We start from the raw sequence: 15,204 nt of genomic DNA on the forward strand, positions 1-15,204 counted from the left end.
AAAATATAAAGAGGTCAGCGGTCTGTTAATGTGGAATGAATGAAAGTGGTCAGTGCAATAATATTTGATTTTGACGGAGTTATCATAGAATCCTTTGATATAAAGACGCAAGCATTCAGGGAATTATTTAAGATGTATCCCGATGAAGTGGATGAAATAGTTGAATATCATCAGCAAAACGGCGGCGTCTCAAGGTATAAGAAATTCAAGCATATTTATAGCCAGATACTGAAGAAGCCTCTTGATGAGAAGACCTGCATGGAGCTTGGCAAAAAATTCTCAAGCCTTGTTGTGGAAGCGGTTAAAAAATGTTCCTATGTTCCCGGAGCGCTTGAATTCATTCATGAGAAATCCAGAATAATGAAATTATTTGTGGCTTCAGGAACACCTGAAGATGAATTACAATCCATTATGAGTGCAAGGGGGATTTCCAAATATTTCAAAGGGATTTATGGAAGTCCAGCCACGAAATCGGAAATAATATATGGAATTCTAAAAAGAGAGAATATCGAAAGGAAAGATGCTATTTTTATAGGGGATACAATAACGGATTACAATGAAGCGTGCAAGGTCGGTGTGCCGTTCATGGCAAGGATAAATACATTAACAAACAATCCATTGCTGAAACTTGCCGTCCCAAAATTCCATGATTTTTATGAACTCAACGCCAGAATATAAAATGCTTTCATATCCAATCAAAGCTGGCATGCCTTTGTACGGGGATACTCCTGAACCCTGTATAAAACCTCAAAGCCGGATCGCAAAGGGTTATATAAGCAATAGTTATATGATCTCGGTTCACAATCATACGGGCACGCATGTCGATGCTCCGAACCATTTTATTGACAATGGAAAAACCATATCACAGTACTCGTTGGATGAACTCATATTCAAAAATCCGGTGATCATCGATTGCCCGAAGGACAGCGCAACTCTGATAAATCCGGATGATCTGAGGCATGCTTCACAAAAGCTTCGAATAGGGGATTGCCTGCTTTTGCGTACAGGGTTCGGGCGGTTCAGAGGGGAAGAAAAATATCGGACTCACAACCCAGGCATTTCACCGGAGACGATTGTATGGATTAGGAAATATTATCCAGGGGTTCGATGCATCGGTATAGATAGCATTTCAATATCTTCATTCCAGCACAGGAATGAAGGGCGGGAAGCCCACAGAGCAGCATTCATCGAACAAAAGGGACTTGGAAAACCTTTGTTGTTGATTGAGGATATGAATATTGATATACTATCGGGCGAAAGTATCGAGATGATGATTGTACTCCCATGGCAGATTGATGGATTAGATAGTGCACCTTGTAATATAATAGGAAGTATTAAAGATAGATTATAATGTGGCAAAGATAATGGAATATATGCAAAAAGATCGTTTGGTGTTGATATTTCCTCATAAAGATACTTCAACATTAAAACACATGTTTCCTAAAGATAACTTGACTCCATGGGTATATTTGGGTCAAAATTTCTCGAAAAAACATTGCTTGGAAAAAGAATTAGGAAGTAGTTTCAGGTATGTCGATATCACAAGACTTCATGATCAAGTTGCCAGGGATTTAAGGCATGAATACGTTCGGTGGATTGATAACCTGAATGAACAGTATGGAAATAATCTTGAATGGTGGTTTGGGTCCATTTCTTCCAGGAATCCTTACATCAGCAGTATATTTCAGTATTGCTGCTATCTGGAGATACTGGAAAGATTATGGACAGACAAGGATAAACGACCCGGGTTAATAATTGTTGAATCCGTAGGATTGGCGGAAGCGATCCGGAAATGGTCCTCCAATAAAAACATTGAAATAAAAATTATCCAGTATAATTATGCAAGACTTAAGTCTTTTATATCCAATTCATTTTTTTTTCTCAGATGGGGAAATTTTTTTGTTGTTCTGTTATTGCGTTGGGTAACAGCTTACACCACAAGGAAAAAATATTATTCAAACAAACATAATGAGAATCCCTCTGTAATTGTGAGCACCTTTCTTCATGATTACTGCTTATCAGATGATGGAGCCTTTAAAGACCGTTATTTTCCTCATCTCCACGAATATTTATCAGAAAAAGGAATGATAACTATTGTTCATCCAGTACTTTCAGGTTTCGGGTACAACTATTTTTCAATTTATAGAAAGATGCGAAAAAGCAACACTCGTTTTATTGTGCAAGAAGACTTCCTGCATTTTTCAGATTATCTATGTGCTCTCATTTATCCGTTAAAAGTTATAAGGCAGGAGATTAAACCAGTTTTATTTCATAATTTTAATATTTACGACATATTAAAGGAAGAAAAAAAACAAAACTCGATTACCTGTGGCATGGAAGCTGTTTTAATTTACCATCTGTTTTTACGGCTGGGAAAATCAGAATTAAGTCCTAAAATAATCATTGATTGGTATGAAAACCATGTTATTGATAAGGCATTAATTATCGGTGCTCGCAAGGTGTTCCCAAAAGCAAAAATTATCGGAGCACAGATATTTGTCGCGAGTCATAATTTTATCAGCGTGTTCCCGTCCCAATCAGAAGTGGATGCGCATATTGTTCCGGATCTTTTACTTGAAACAAGCAAATATCGATGTCAGATCGCTCAATCATTTACTAAGGACATTCCCTGCAAATCTGCCGCTGCACTGAGATATTCGCATATTTTTAGTGATGAAAGTATATCGAATCAAAGTTTAGATCAAAAATCACAAAAAATCTTAGTGCTCTTGCCAGGTATCATCGATGAAGCTGTTGAATTATTGGTAACATTAAAGGAAGTACTGGAACAAACAAGTGATGAGATAATGATCAAAGGACATCCGGATTATACTCCCGAAGAATTGAGGCGTGCTTTTGGAGAAGGAGAGTGGCCGGACAGATTTGAGATTTTTAACGGTGCTCTGCCGGATGCTTTGAATAGGGCATCTGTGGTGATATCATCAAACTCAAGCTCCATGGTAGAAGCGGCAGCAAAAGGGATACCAGTTATTTTTCTTGGAAGACAAACGGTACTTAATAATAATATACTTTCCGACCTAAATATGGATATTGTGACTGAGTGCTTCTCAGTTCCCGAATTGGTTAAAGCTATTGATAAGTATCTAAATATATCTCCGAATGAAAAAATTATATACAAAGAAATGGGCAGAAAAGTGCGTGATCTTTTCTTTGAACCTGTGAATGAGGATACCTTATTGCCTTTCCTGGGGATAGAGAAGGATATAAAATGCAAACCAGAATACTGAACTACGCAACGAAGATACCAGAATTTTTGAAGCTCTTAACGTTACCCTACCAGATAGGATTTGTTAAGGGGCATTCTCATCTGAATGGGCAGCAATTGTTGGAGTTAAAAAAGACATTGAATTCTAGTGACACCGGTGGCATCGTTCGAACCTATGAGCGCCGGATGACTGATCTTATCGGCCAGGGATACGGTATTAGTTTTGCAGCGTGCAGAATGGCTTTTTTTACACTGCTCAAAGTTATGAATGTTGGGCCAGGAGATGAAGTTATCCTTCCTGGGTTCACTTGCTCTGTGATGCCGAATGCTGTTTGGCGTGTCGGTGCCACCCCGATTTTTTCAGACATTGATATCCAGACCTTTGGTTCTGGTTCCGAAGACATTGAAAAGAAGATTACATCCCGCACAAAAGTAGTTGTCGCCCAGCACTCTTTTGGGATCCCCTGCAATATTGGTGAGATCGCTGAGCTCTGTAAGAAAAAAAAGCTCTTTTTGATAGAAGACTGCGCGATTACGCTTGATTCTTCTATAGATGGCATAAAAGTTGGCAACTGGGGAGACGCAGCAGTATTTTCTACAGATCATAGTAAACCTTTAAATACAATAATTGGCGGTTTCCTATATACAAAAAATAGATCATTATTTGAAAAAGCCATGAAGATTTCCGCTGACATGCCTCATCTGGAAAGAGCACATCAAGAACGCCTCTATGACCAATTTCTGTTTGAGCGGGATAATTACACACCAGAAAAATATCCCCGTACAGTTTTTATAAATCAAGTTAAAACCATGATACGATATAGGAAACAGAAGTTCACTTTTCTTGAAGATGATTATAAAAAAGTGCCATCTCCAGGCACAGGTTATCCTTATCCATCCAAGATACCACCATTCCTGGCACAACTTGGGCTTTTTGAAATTGATCGCTGGGCAAAAGAGAAGAAGCGAAGAAAAGATTTACTGAAGCAATATTTATGTTTCGCCGAACAATCAGATATTAAAGGACATTTACCGGAAGCTTACTCCAATTCCAGTCTTGATATCGTCCCGTTAAGGTTTGTATTCCAACATCCGGATTCGGAGAGATTATTGAAGAAAATGTCAAGGTATATTGATACGAAATGGACTTGGTTCAGAGAACCTATTATATGCTGTCCTGATGGACCAGAAAGTCTGGGTTATTCTCTTGGAAGCTGCAGGATCGCGGAAAAAGCTTGCCAGGATATAATAAATTGGCCGTGTGATGTTCCAGAGAATTGGGACTCCAAAATTATAGAAATTTTTCGCAATGTTGTAAAATATGACGATTAAGGAGCTGGATTGTATGATGAGCCGTGAATATTGGAATGATATTGAAATCAAGAAAACAAAACCATACTGGATTGGATGTATCTGATTTAAAGTTGCTTCATTTCCTCCAGGATGCATTGGGGTTTGCTCAATACTAAAGTTTAAATGAGTTAAGATATTTTATATATTAAAATTATGCAGACAAAAAATCTCTCTCTCTTCGGCGATATTTACAGCAACAAAAAAGTCCTTATCACAGGAAACACAGGCTTCAAAGGCTCATGGCTTAGCATATGGGTTTCAATGCTTGGAGCCGATGTCTATGGCCTGTCCAATGGGATCCCTACCACACCATCCCATTTCACCGCTGCCGGACTAAAAGATAAAATCACCTACTACGAAAAAGATATCCGGACTCTACAAGATGTTAGACAGATTATAGAAGAAGTTAAGCCGGATTTTGTTTTCCATCTGGCAGCCCAACCGTTAGTTCGTCTATCTTATAGCAATCCAGCTCTTACAATCGAGACCAATGTCATCGGGACAATGAATATTCTGGAAGCGCTTAGACAATTAGATCATCCCTGCTGTGCGGTGATGATAACCAGTGACAAATGCTATGACAATGTGGAATGGATATGGGGATACAGGGAAACCGATTCCCTTGGGGGAAAAGACCCTTACAGCGCATCAAAAGGTGCGGCTGAGCTCGTGGTCAGGACATATGCCAATTCCTTTTTCAACAGGCCGGAAAGCAAGGTAAAAGTGGCATCCGTCAGGGCAGGCAACGTCATCGGAGGGGGCGATTGGGCCATGCACCGCATCGTGCCTGACTGCATGAGGGCATGGTCGCAGGGAGAGCCTGTCAAAGTCCGAAACCTCAATGCGACACGACCCTGGCAGCATGTGCTTGAACCCCTCAGTGGCTATCTTCGTGTGGGACAGAAGCTCTCTGAAGATCCGGGACTGAACGGAGAACCATTCAATTTCGGACCCCCGGCAGACCAGAATTATACGGTCGGTGAGCTGATAGCGCAGATGCAAGAAAGCTGGCAGGGAGGAGTGGATGTGCTCCAGCCGGGCAGGGACGAAAAAGAAGCCACTCTCCTGAAGCTGTGCTGCGACAAGGCACTGCATATGCTGGGCTGGAAAGCGAACATGAATTTTCAGGAGACTGTTAAGTTCACTGTTGACTGGTATAAAACGTATTATGAGCAAAAAGAGGATGTTTTCAACATGACCTGTGACCAGATTGAGGAATATGTCAAGATGGCAAAAGACAGGAAATTGATTTGGGTGAGCGGCAATGATTGAAGGTGTGTTTCTAACTCCTCTCAAGATCATCCCCGGTGAAAATGGCGATGTCCTGCATGCGATAAAGGTCACAGACCCTTCATTTGCAGGATTCGGCGAGGCATATTTTTCTACTGTCAATAAAGGTGCGGTAAAGGCATGGAAGCGCCACCGAAAAATGATGCTCAATCTGATAGTTCCGGTCGGTGAGATAAAATTTGTCCTATATGATGATAGGCAGGACTCTTCGACATGCGGAAATATCTCTGAAATAATTCTTTCCCGCAGCAATTACCAGCGTTTGACCGTCCCACCGATGATCTGGATGGGGTTCAAAGGGCTGGGGAAGGGATTAAATATGCTCTTGAACGTATCGAACATACCACATGACCCGGATGAAGTCGATCGACGGGATGCTTTCGAAAATTATATTGGTTATGACTGGGAGAAGGATAATACATGAAAACAATAATCCTCGCAGGTGGATTGGGCACCCGTCTATCAGAGTACACAGATCTTGTGCCAAAGCCTATGGTGGAGATTGGAGGGCAGCCGATACTGTGGCACATCATGAACATCTATGCGCATTACGGATACAAGGATTTCATGGTGGCTCTTGGCTACAAGGGTGAAGTGATCAAGGACTATTTCCTGAATTACTATTCGCTAAAGTCTGACTTCACTATCGACCTTTCCAATGGGAATGCAAATTATCATCGGAAAAAGACCGTGGACTGGAAAGTCACCCTTGTGGACACGGGCTCAAGTTCAATGACCGGAGGGCGTGTAAAGCGCCTTCAGGAATACATCGGGGATGAGACCTTTATGCTCACATACGGTGACGGGGTGGCAAATATTGACATCACAAAATTGGTCGAATTCCACAGGAAACACGGTAAGATAGCAACCATCACGGCTGTGCACCCGGCAGCCCGGTTCGGGGAACTTGTCATTTCCAAAGACCAGAGCGTGCAGTCCTTCAAGGAAAAGCCGCAGACTGCACAGGGCTGGATCAACGGTGGCTTTTTCGTGCTGGAGCCCGAGTTCCTTGACCTGATAGAGGGAGATGCCACAGTCCTGGAGGAGGAACCGCTGGAACGCGCAGCGCGGTCAGGGGAGCTAAAAGCATTTCTGAATGATGGGTTCTGGCAGTGCATGGATACCGTGCGGGATAAGAACGTATTGGAAGAACTGTGGCAGACAGGAAAAGCACGATGGAAAGTGTGGGAATGATGGACAAGGTCATTCGCTTATCAAAATCCGTAATAGGCGAAGCTGAGAAAAAAGCCGTGATGGGTGTGCTTGACCGGGAGTATCTGGGCATGGGAAAAGAGGTGCAGGAATTCGAGAACGTGCTGCATGATTTCCTGGGGCGACCGACTGTGTGCGTGAACACTGGTACTGCTGCCCTGCATCTGGCGCTTCAAGCTCTCGGTATTGGTCCCGGTGATGAGGTGCTGGTGCAGTCCCTCACCTATGTGGCATCATTCCAGGCAATATCAGCCACGGGCGCAACACCTGTTCCTTGCGAGGTAGATCCGGATACGCTCACGCTGGACGTGAATGATGCTAGGAAGCGCCTGACAGAAAGAACTAAGGCTGTAATGCCGGTACATTATGCCGGAGGTATGGGTGCTCTGGATGAGATATATGAATTCGCAAAAGAAAGCGGACTGCGTGTCGTTGAGGATGCTTGCCATGCCTTCGGCGGCTGCTACAAGGGAAAGAAAGTAGGGAGCTTCGGAGACATACCATGCTTCAGCTTTGACGGTATCAAGAACATCACCTGTGGGGAAGGCGGTGCGATCGTTACAGACGATGAGACAGTCCTTCAAAAGGTCCGCGATGCAAGGCTTCTGGGTGTCAATAAGGATACGGAAAAGAGGTATAAAGGCGAGAGAAGCTGGGATTTTGATGTTAGCCGGCAGGGATGGCGCTACCATATGAGTAATATCATGGCAGCCATTGGGATTGAGCAGTTTAAAAGACTTCCGGAATTTGCTACCCGGCGAAGGCTGCTTGCAAAACGGTACCATAAAAACCTGGGCTCCGTGGATTCGATAGAATTACTAAAGCAAGACTTGAGTTCGATTGTTCCTCATATCTTCGTTATAAAATTAAAATTCGGAAATCGTGAAAAAATTAGAAAAAAAATGCTTGAGCGAGCTATTGAGACTGGAGTTCATTATCAACCAAATCATACTTTGAGTTTTTATAAAGCGAGTAGAGAAGTCTCTCTTCCTGTCACAGATGAGATATCCCCAAGATTATTAACCCTTCCCCTCCACGCTGATCTTGAAGTTTCAGATATTGATTATATATGTGATCAGCTCATCGAATGTTGTAATTTATGACTGCATCCACAGATCCTAAAGTAAGTGTAATTATGAACTGCCACAACTGCAGCAAGTATCTTCGTGAGGCACTGGATAGTATTTACCAGCAGACTTTCAGGGATTACGAAATTATTTTTTGGGATAATAAATCAATTGACAATAGTGCAGATATTGCACTAAGCTATGGAAAGCCTCTTAGATACTTCAGGGGAGAGGATTTCTTGCCATTGGGAGCTGCACGTAACTTAGCCATCGAAAAGGCAAAAGGTGAATATATTGCTTTTCTTGACTGTGATGACGTCTGGCTGCCAGAAAATTTAGAGAAACTGGTTAGACTTCTGGATTCGAACAGAAAGTTGGGATTGGTTTATTCCGATAGTTACATAACCGATAAGAAAGGTTTAAGACAGAAAACTTGCTTTAATATTTTAAGACCTTTTAAAGGAAATGTTTTCAATGAGTTATTTCTTGATAATTTTATCCCCTTATTGACTGTAATGGTCAGGAAGAACATACTTTATAGAGTTGGTATATTCAACCCAATATACGAAATAAATGAGGAATATGATTTGTGGCTGAGGATAGCTGAAAATCATCCCGTTGATTTCATTGAGCAGCCTCTGGCAAAATATAGAATTCATACTGGAAACGTAGGTAAAAATGTTGAAGCGTATGTTAATGAATCTTTTCAAATAATGGAATATTGGCTGAATAAAAAACCTGGGCTTAAAAACGAATTGAAAGGTAAAATTAAACTCAAAAAATTACGGTTATATTCTAAGTTAATGAGGTATTATATTAATAAACATGAAAATAAAAAAGCAATAATAGCACTTATAAACTCTCTAAGGTCACCTTTGCATAACTAATCATAATACCACTTAACCGAATAGATATGAAAATCTGCATCATTTCACCTTACTTTACCCCATTTGTAAAAGGAAGTGAACACGGCTTAGCTCAAAAGCTCACCGAATTCGATCATGATGTAACCATTTTAACATCCACAAGCAATGCCCCACGTGAGAAAATGGTGATTAAAAAAAAATATAAGGAAGAGTACAATTTTAAGGTAAAATATCTTGCTTCTATCGATTTCTATGAGAACCCAATAGCTCCTTCGGTTTTTCTTCATGTTCTTCGAGGTAAATACGATGTTGTAATGTTGCGAGAAGATTACCCTGTCATGTGCCATCTAGCATACCTTGCAGCGAGGATAACGAATACGCCGTTGACGTTATCGACCGATAGAACATATTCCTTGAGCAGTTTCACGCTTAAGGGTATCTTTTTAAAAATTCTCGACTGCACAATAAACAGGATTGTGAGAAATAATGTAGATGCGTACATAGCTCATTGCAGCTCTGCTAAAGAGTTTGTAATCAAAAAATTAAAAACCAATAAGGATGTGAAGGTGATACACATAGGTGTTGATACGGACTTTTTTAAACCGGTGGTCACCCAGTGCATCTATTTAAAAGAGGGAGAGTTCAAAATATTAACGATCGCGCGGTTGCACCAGTACAAGGGATTAGAGTACCTTATAAAGGCTATGACTGCAGTCGTTAAAAAGCATAAGGATGTTAAATTATATGTTAAAGGGAAAGGACCTGAAGAAAAACATCTAAAAAAAATGGTTGAAGAATTAGGATTAAGTAAGCATGTTATATTCTTAAAAGAAGCGATTCCTGGCGATAAGCTGCCTGAATTTTATTCTGAATGTGATCTCTACGTTCAGCCCAGTATCATAGAACCCTTCGGGATCGCTGTTCTGGAGGCAATGGCATGTGGAAAGCCGGTGGTCGGGTCAAAGACAGGCGGGATGCTGGATACTATTGTAGATGGAGTAACCGGCTTTTCTGTGCCACCCGGTAACTCGGAAGAGTTGTCCAGAGCGATTATAAAATTCATAGACGATAGAACTTTACTTATGAAAATAGGTGAAAATGCAAGAAAAGAGGCGCAGCGATACGATTGGCACGTAATAACTCGGCAATATCTTAATGTAATGAGTGAAGTTTTAACACATAAAAGTAGTTGATCATTGGGTATAAAGTTTTACGTAACTATCAATTATTTTATTAATATCATGTTTCTCTTTAACGAAGTCTCTGCCGGATTCTGCAATTCTCTTTGCGAAAAATTTGTCCTCAACCAGCACAAGAATTCTCATTGCGAGATCGTTCACGTCATTTATTTTCGTGAATAAGCAGGTCTTACCATCTTCTAAAACATGAGGCAACTCCCCAACTGGAGTTGTGATGACAGGAACAGATCTGACCATTGCTTCCAGGATAGATATTGGTGATACTTCGAATTTGGACGGCAATACGAAGATATCAGCATCGTCTAAAAATTTTAAGACGTTGTCGTGTGTCTGACGACCGAGAAAATAAATATCTTTTATGTCTTTACTTAAATTTTCCATATATTCTCTAAGTGGGCCGTCACCAATGATATATAATTCACATTCTGGCCGTCTATGCTTAACAATTTCAAATGCCGATATCAGCACATCAACATTCTTTTCCTCAGAAAGCCTTCCTATAAATATTATTTTTACTCTTTTTTTCCTTTCTTTTCTTGTCCTTGCAAGACCTGTGTCTATTGGCAAAGGGATATAAAAAAGCTTTTCCTCTGCTATCTGAAAAGTTTTCTTAAGCCACTCCTGCTCTATTCTAGATATAGAAATTATTTTATCTGCCGAATAAAAAATAAATGCACCAAATGGTTTGTAGAGCATATGAAATATATTTCTGGGGAAGATTTTTGTGAAGCCGAAAGTGTGTGGGGTAAAATAAAACCTTCTGTTCTTTTTAGCCAGTGCTGCAAATAGCGACGTAAATGAATGATAGTTGTGAGCGTGAATCACATCACAATCTAGCTCCTTTAAATAAAAATAAATTTGTGGAGAAAAATAGTATGCGTCTCCTGGCGCAATTGAATTAAGCCGTGTTACTTTAACTCCGTTAATCACTTCATTCTTATTTAAGCGACCGGTAGGATCTGTACAAATAACTTCTACAACAAATCCATTTTTCACCAACTCTTCGCTAATCTCCTGTACATGCCTTTCCACGCCTCCAATGTCCGGAAAATAACGGGGACAGATTTGTACTATTTTCACTTTAAATGCCTTTTACTTCATCCATGCATTTAATTTAATATAAACATAATGTAAAGGCCATGCATTATGTTAAAAACATCTGTATTGTTGGCCCCTCTAAAAGATTTTTAAGCGGTATCAGTTATTACACTATCAGGCTGGCAAATGCCTTATCTAAGTCCAGCACAGTATCAGTTATTTGTTTTAGAAGGCTGCTACCTGAATTCATGTTCCCAGGGCGAGCGCATGTCGGCAAAAAAATCTCAAATCTTGAGTTCTCACCAGATGTAAGGGTATTTGACGGCATGGATTATAATAATCCGATAACATGGTATAACGCATATCGATATCTCAAAGCGGAAAAACCTGATATAATCATCCTCCAGTGGTGGACATCTTCAGTTGCACACATGCATTTATTATTGAAATTAATAAGCTGGCAACTAAAATTAAAAGTAATTATAGAGTTTCATGAGGTGGTAGATCCTCTGGAAGAGAGCATTCTGCCAATAAGACTATATTCTCGTTTAATGGGAAAGATTCTCCGCAGGAATCTCAGTGCATACATCGTACACTCAAATTCAGATAAAATTTTAGTCGCAGAGCGGTATAAAATAGACCCGCAAAGGATTCATGTAATCCCTCACGGCCTTTATGACCATTACGGTGAAGTCATAGAAAACAAAAAAGCAAAAGAGCTTCTATCGATTAAAGAAGATTTTGTGATTTTGTCATTCGGTTTAATACGTAAATATAAAGGAATAGCTTATCTGATTAGTGCATTTGACCAACTGCCAGAAAGTATTGCTAAAAGAAGCAGGCTGCTTATTGTTGGCGAGATCTGGGAGGGTCGGGAAGAATTGATTAATCAAGTAAAATCATCTATCTATCAGCAGAAAATTACGCTTATCAGCGAATATGTTCCTGACAACATGGTTCCAGTGTATTTCAGCGCCGCAAATGTCGTTGTTCTGCCATATACAAGGGCTTCGCAGAGTGGTATTGCCCATATTGCCATGTCATTCGGAAAACCAGTAACCGTTTCAGAGGTAGGAGGGCTAAAAGAATCCATGGGCGGCTATGCAGGAGCATTTTTTGTGCCCCCCATGAATAGCGATGCTATAAAAGAGCAACTCATTAAACATTTTGGAAGTGAAAAAATATATAATCTCCCAGCGTTAGGATGGGATATAATAAACAAGCAGTATCTCAAAGTAATATCAGCAATAATATGACAAAAAGCTTTCGCATGTGTGCGAATTGACAGGATTGAATCTGCTGTACGGGCTTAATATGTCTAAGAACAAGAAAAGACGCGATGAAAGAAAATCCAGTATTAAAGGTAAAGAAGAAATAAAACGCGAGTTAAAAGTTCCATCATATTTTACCTATATCTTCGGCATACTTCTTCTAGCCGTATTTGTCCTATCTCTTTATCTAAGGACTGTGATGCCCTACGACAGCGTTTTCAGGGATGGCGTAGTAGCTTTTGCTTCCGATGATTCTGTATTCCACATGCGCCTTGTGGAAAATACCCTATACAATTTTCCCCACCAGATTTTCTATGATGCATTCACTGTATATCCATACGGCGCCCCGGTACATTGGGGTCCTCTTTTCACACAGATAATTGCCACGCTTTCTCTCATTGCCGGCATGGGTAGCTACAATATGCAGATGGTGAATATCATAGGCGCTTTTTTCCCATCTGTACTTGGAGCACTTGTTGTTTTCCCTGTATATTACATAGGGAAACACCTTGGCAGCAGGAACACGGGTCTGCTTGCTGCTTTTATGATTGCTGTGCTACCAGGTCAGTTCTTCTCCCGTTCAACACTTGGCTTCACCGACAACCACGTAGCTGAGGTGCTTTTCAGCAGTGCAACCATCGCTTTCTTTATTCTTGCAATAAAATCAGGCAGGGAAAGAAATATAAAATTTTCTGAAGTACATTTAAAAGACAAGCCAGTGCTGTATTCGATATTTGCTGGTGTGATGCTTGCCAGTTATCAGCTTAGCTGGCCAGGTGCCCCGTTTTTCGCCATGATAATATCAATATTTATTTTGATTCAATATATAATAGACGACATGGGCGACAGATCAACCGATTACCTTGCCATAGCAGCAGTGCCTTTGTTTTTGGTGGAATTAATTTCCGTTCTACCATACGTTCATTCAGAATATGGTTTTGGGCCATACTTTTATTCATGGTTCCATGTAGCTGTGCCCATAGTTGGAATGGGGCTTCCGATTGCGCTGAGTTTCATTTCTAGGGAGATAAAGAAAAGAGGCTACGCCTCATATTATTACCCTATTTCTCTTGGAGGCTTCTTTGTGCTGGGCATGCTGGCAATGAAAGCTATTCTGCCTCAGCTGTACGCCGCCATCATTGGTGCGCCCAGTGTTATATTTGCATTTCCCACAGGAGGCTCGAGCACCGTTGCTGAAGCCTTATCTATTTTAGAAAAACCAGGTATGATAGCTGGTGAGTTCCCAGTAACTGGAATGTTCCAGACGTTCCAGACGGATAACTTTGTACTTTTGTTTATAATAATAGTCATGCTGGCTGTTGGATATAGAGTCGTCAGGAAACAAAGACCAGAGGATATGCTTTTCTTAGTATGGAGCCTCGTGATGCTTCTTGCAATGTTTGGCCAGAACAGGTGGTCATATTATTTTGCCGTGAACATTGCCATTATGGTTGGTTACGCGGGTGCAGCCCTTTCAGAGAGAATATTGAAGTTTGGAGGATGGGAATTGCCACTTAATAAAGAAAATATCGGCTTCAGCAGGGTGCTCTCCCCGATTCTTGTAGTGATGCTACTGCTATTCTTTGCCTATCCTGCCTTTTCTGAAACCTATACAACGTATTCCAGATACGGTGGGGGCGACCCTTCAGGCGGAGGCTTTGCCGAGTGGCTTGACGCCCTTAACTGGATGCGCTATAACACTCCAGACCCGGGGTTGGATTATCTTGCCATTTATGAAAAACCCAAAAACGGCACATATCCGTATCCTAAAACTGCATACGGTGTTATGAGCTGGTGGGATTACGGGCATATCATTACATACTGGGCTCACAGGATACCCAATGCAAACCCGTTCCAGGCCGGCATTGGCGGCGGGTCTGCGCATGTACCAGGAGCTTCTTCATTTTTAACTGCTAAAAGCGAAGAGGAAGCAAACTCTGTCTTAAATGCTCTTGGAATCAATGGGAAACCCGGAGCACGGTACATTATGAGCAATGCCTATATGGCATATGGCATAATGGATGTATTTGGAATCTGGAACGAAGATTATGGCTATCGCATCCAGATCCAGACGAACCAGGGACCTCAGGTTGTGCCTTCCTCGAAATATTATGATACTATGGAAGCAAAGCTCCACATTTTTGATGGTAATGGCTTAAAGAACTATAGATTTGTGCATGAGTCCCCTATAAATCCGTATACTCAGGGCGGCAATGAAGAGCAATGGTATAAATATGTTTATAATACATTATTATACGGGGGCAAAATCCCTGTGGAAAATTCAGGCCTTGTCAAGGTTTTCGAATATGTAAAAGGTGCAAAAATCACAGGAAATGCGCCGCCGAATACTACAGTCACGCTGACCAATACCATTAAAACAAATATCGGAAGAACCATTAACTATTCGCAGACAACTACTTCGAATGGAACTTATGAATTCACAGTTCCATATTCGACGCTTGGCCCAATCCCGGGAGAGACTCAGTTTGATACCAAACCGGCAGGTCCATATACAGTGACCGTGGGCAATGTCTCAAAGCAAATAGAAGTAAGTGAAAAAGATGTTCTTGAAGGCAATACAGTAACCCTTAATTTAATTTAGTAAGTGCGAAAGACTTGCCTTAACCTGACACTGTTTTAGAAAAGGCTATTAAGTCAATTCGCCATCCATATATGCAGGAA

At 40.9% G+C, this 15,204-nt stretch carries 13 protein-coding genes; 12 read left to right on the top strand and 1 reads right to left on the bottom strand.

Going from position 1 to position 15,204, the window contains the following annotated elements; all coding sequences use genetic code 11:
• Positions 1-39: 39 nt before the first annotated feature.
• The 10 genes from O8C68_03685 (at position 40) to O8C68_03730 (ending at position 10,207) form a co-directional block, all read left to right on the top strand.
• Positions 40-678: an HAD hydrolase-like protein gene (locus tag O8C68_03685; protein MCZ7394908.1), complete on the top strand. Its 639-nt coding sequence runs from the start codon at positions 40-42 to the stop codon at positions 676-678.
• A gap of 1 nt (position 679) precedes the next feature.
• Positions 680-1,351: a cyclase family protein gene (locus O8C68_03690; GenBank protein MCZ7394909.1), complete on the top strand. Its 672-nt coding sequence runs from the start codon at positions 680-682 to the stop codon at positions 1,349-1,351.
• Positions 1,352-1,364: 13 nt separating this feature from the next.
• Positions 1,365-3,248 carry a hypothetical protein gene (locus tag O8C68_03695; protein ID MCZ7394910.1) on the top strand — a complete coding sequence of 628 codons (1,884 nt, stop codon included), beginning with the start codon at positions 1,365-1,367 and terminating at the stop codon, positions 3,246-3,248.
• Entirely contained in the window at positions 3,230-4,558 is a 1,329-nt protein-coding gene (locus O8C68_03700) for a DegT/DnrJ/EryC1/StrS family aminotransferase (protein ID MCZ7394911.1), read from the top strand. Before O8C68_03695 ends, O8C68_03700 begins: the two co-directional genes overlap by 19 nt.
• Before the next feature lie 174 nt (positions 4,559-4,732).
• Positions 4,733-5,851: a CDP-glucose 4,6-dehydratase gene (gene rfbG / locus O8C68_03705; protein ID MCZ7394912.1), complete on the top strand. Its 1,119-nt coding sequence runs from the start codon at positions 4,733-4,735 to the stop codon at positions 5,849-5,851.
• Positions 5,844-6,293 carry a dTDP-4-dehydrorhamnose 3,5-epimerase family protein gene (locus O8C68_03710; protein MCZ7394913.1) on the top strand — a complete coding sequence of 150 codons (450 nt, stop codon included), beginning with the start codon at positions 5,844-5,846 and terminating at the stop codon, positions 6,291-6,293. The genes rfbG and O8C68_03710 overlap by 8 nt, the downstream gene beginning before the upstream one ends.
• The gene (gene rfbF, locus O8C68_03715) at positions 6,290-7,063 is read left to right on the top strand and encodes a glucose-1-phosphate cytidylyltransferase (GenBank protein MCZ7394914.1); all 774 of its coding nucleotides are present in this window, start codon (positions 6,290-6,292) and stop codon (positions 7,061-7,063) included. Before O8C68_03710 ends, rfbF begins: the two co-directional genes overlap by 4 nt.
• Complete coding sequence (locus O8C68_03720) at positions 7,024-8,184, top strand: DegT/DnrJ/EryC1/StrS family aminotransferase (GenBank protein ID MCZ7394915.1); 1,161 nt, start codon at positions 7,024-7,026, stop codon at positions 8,182-8,184. Before rfbF ends, O8C68_03720 begins: the two co-directional genes overlap by 40 nt.
• Entirely contained in the window at positions 8,181-9,035 is an 855-nt protein-coding gene (locus O8C68_03725; protein ID MCZ7394916.1) for a glycosyltransferase, read from the top strand. Before O8C68_03720 ends, O8C68_03725 begins: the two co-directional genes overlap by 4 nt.
• A 26-nt stretch (positions 9,036-9,061) precedes the next feature.
• Complete coding sequence (locus O8C68_03730) at positions 9,062-10,207, top strand: glycosyltransferase family 4 protein (GenBank protein ID MCZ7394917.1); 1,146 nt, start codon at positions 9,062-9,064, stop codon at positions 10,205-10,207.
• On the opposite strand, the gene O8C68_03735 is transcribed toward O8C68_03730, so the two are convergent.
• Positions 10,208-11,293 (bottom strand): glycosyltransferase family 4 protein, encoded by a 1,086-nt coding sequence (locus tag O8C68_03735; protein ID MCZ7394918.1) that lies wholly within the window; start codon positions 11,291-11,293, stop codon positions 10,208-10,210. It lies immediately after the preceding gene.
• A gap of 59 nt (positions 11,294-11,352) precedes the next feature.
• Here O8C68_03735 and O8C68_03740 point away from each other — a divergent pair, with 59 nt between their 5' ends.
• Both O8C68_03740 and O8C68_03745 read left to right on the top strand, forming a co-directional pair.
• Entirely contained in the window at positions 11,353-12,507 is a 1,155-nt protein-coding gene (locus O8C68_03740) for a glycosyltransferase (protein MCZ7394919.1), read from the top strand.
• A 25-nt stretch (positions 12,508-12,532) separates the two neighbouring features.
• Entirely contained in the window at positions 12,533-15,124 is a 2,592-nt protein-coding gene (locus O8C68_03745; GenBank protein ID MCZ7394920.1) for an oligosaccharyl transferase, archaeosortase A system-associated, read from the top strand.
• The last annotated feature ends 80 nt before the right edge of the window (positions 15,125-15,204 follow it).

It is taken from the genome of Candidatus Methanoperedens sp., from assembly GCA_027460525.1.
Classification (GTDB): Archaea; Halobacteriota; Methanosarcinia; order Methanosarcinales; family Methanoperedenaceae; genus Methanoperedens.

Coding starts and splice junctions, on each gene's coding strand:
- O8C68_03685 (MCZ7394908.1), top strand. CDS start 40: ATGAAAGTGGTCAGTGCAATAATATTTGATTTTGACGGAGTTATCATA.
- O8C68_03690 (MCZ7394909.1), top strand. CDS start 680: ATGCTTTCATATCCAATCAAAGCTGGCATGCCTTTGTACGGGGATACT.
- O8C68_03695 (MCZ7394910.1), top strand. CDS start 1,365: ATGGAATATATGCAAAAAGATCGTTTGGTGTTGATATTTCCTCATAAA.
- O8C68_03700 (MCZ7394911.1), top strand. CDS start 3,230: ATGCAAACCAGAATACTGAACTACGCAACGAAGATACCAGAATTTTTG.
- rfbG (MCZ7394912.1), top strand. CDS start 4,733: ATGCAGACAAAAAATCTCTCTCTCTTCGGCGATATTTACAGCAACAAA.
- O8C68_03710 (MCZ7394913.1), top strand. CDS start 5,844: ATGATTGAAGGTGTGTTTCTAACTCCTCTCAAGATCATCCCCGGTGAA.
- rfbF (MCZ7394914.1), top strand. CDS start 6,290: ATGAAAACAATAATCCTCGCAGGTGGATTGGGCACCCGTCTATCAGAG.
- O8C68_03725 (MCZ7394916.1), top strand. CDS start 8,181: ATGACTGCATCCACAGATCCTAAAGTAAGTGTAATTATGAACTGCCAC.
- O8C68_03730 (MCZ7394917.1), top strand. CDS start 9,062: ATGAAAATCTGCATCATTTCACCTTACTTTACCCCATTTGTAAAAGGA.
- O8C68_03740 (MCZ7394919.1), top strand. CDS start 11,353: ATGCATTATGTTAAAAACATCTGTATTGTTGGCCCCTCTAAAAGATTT.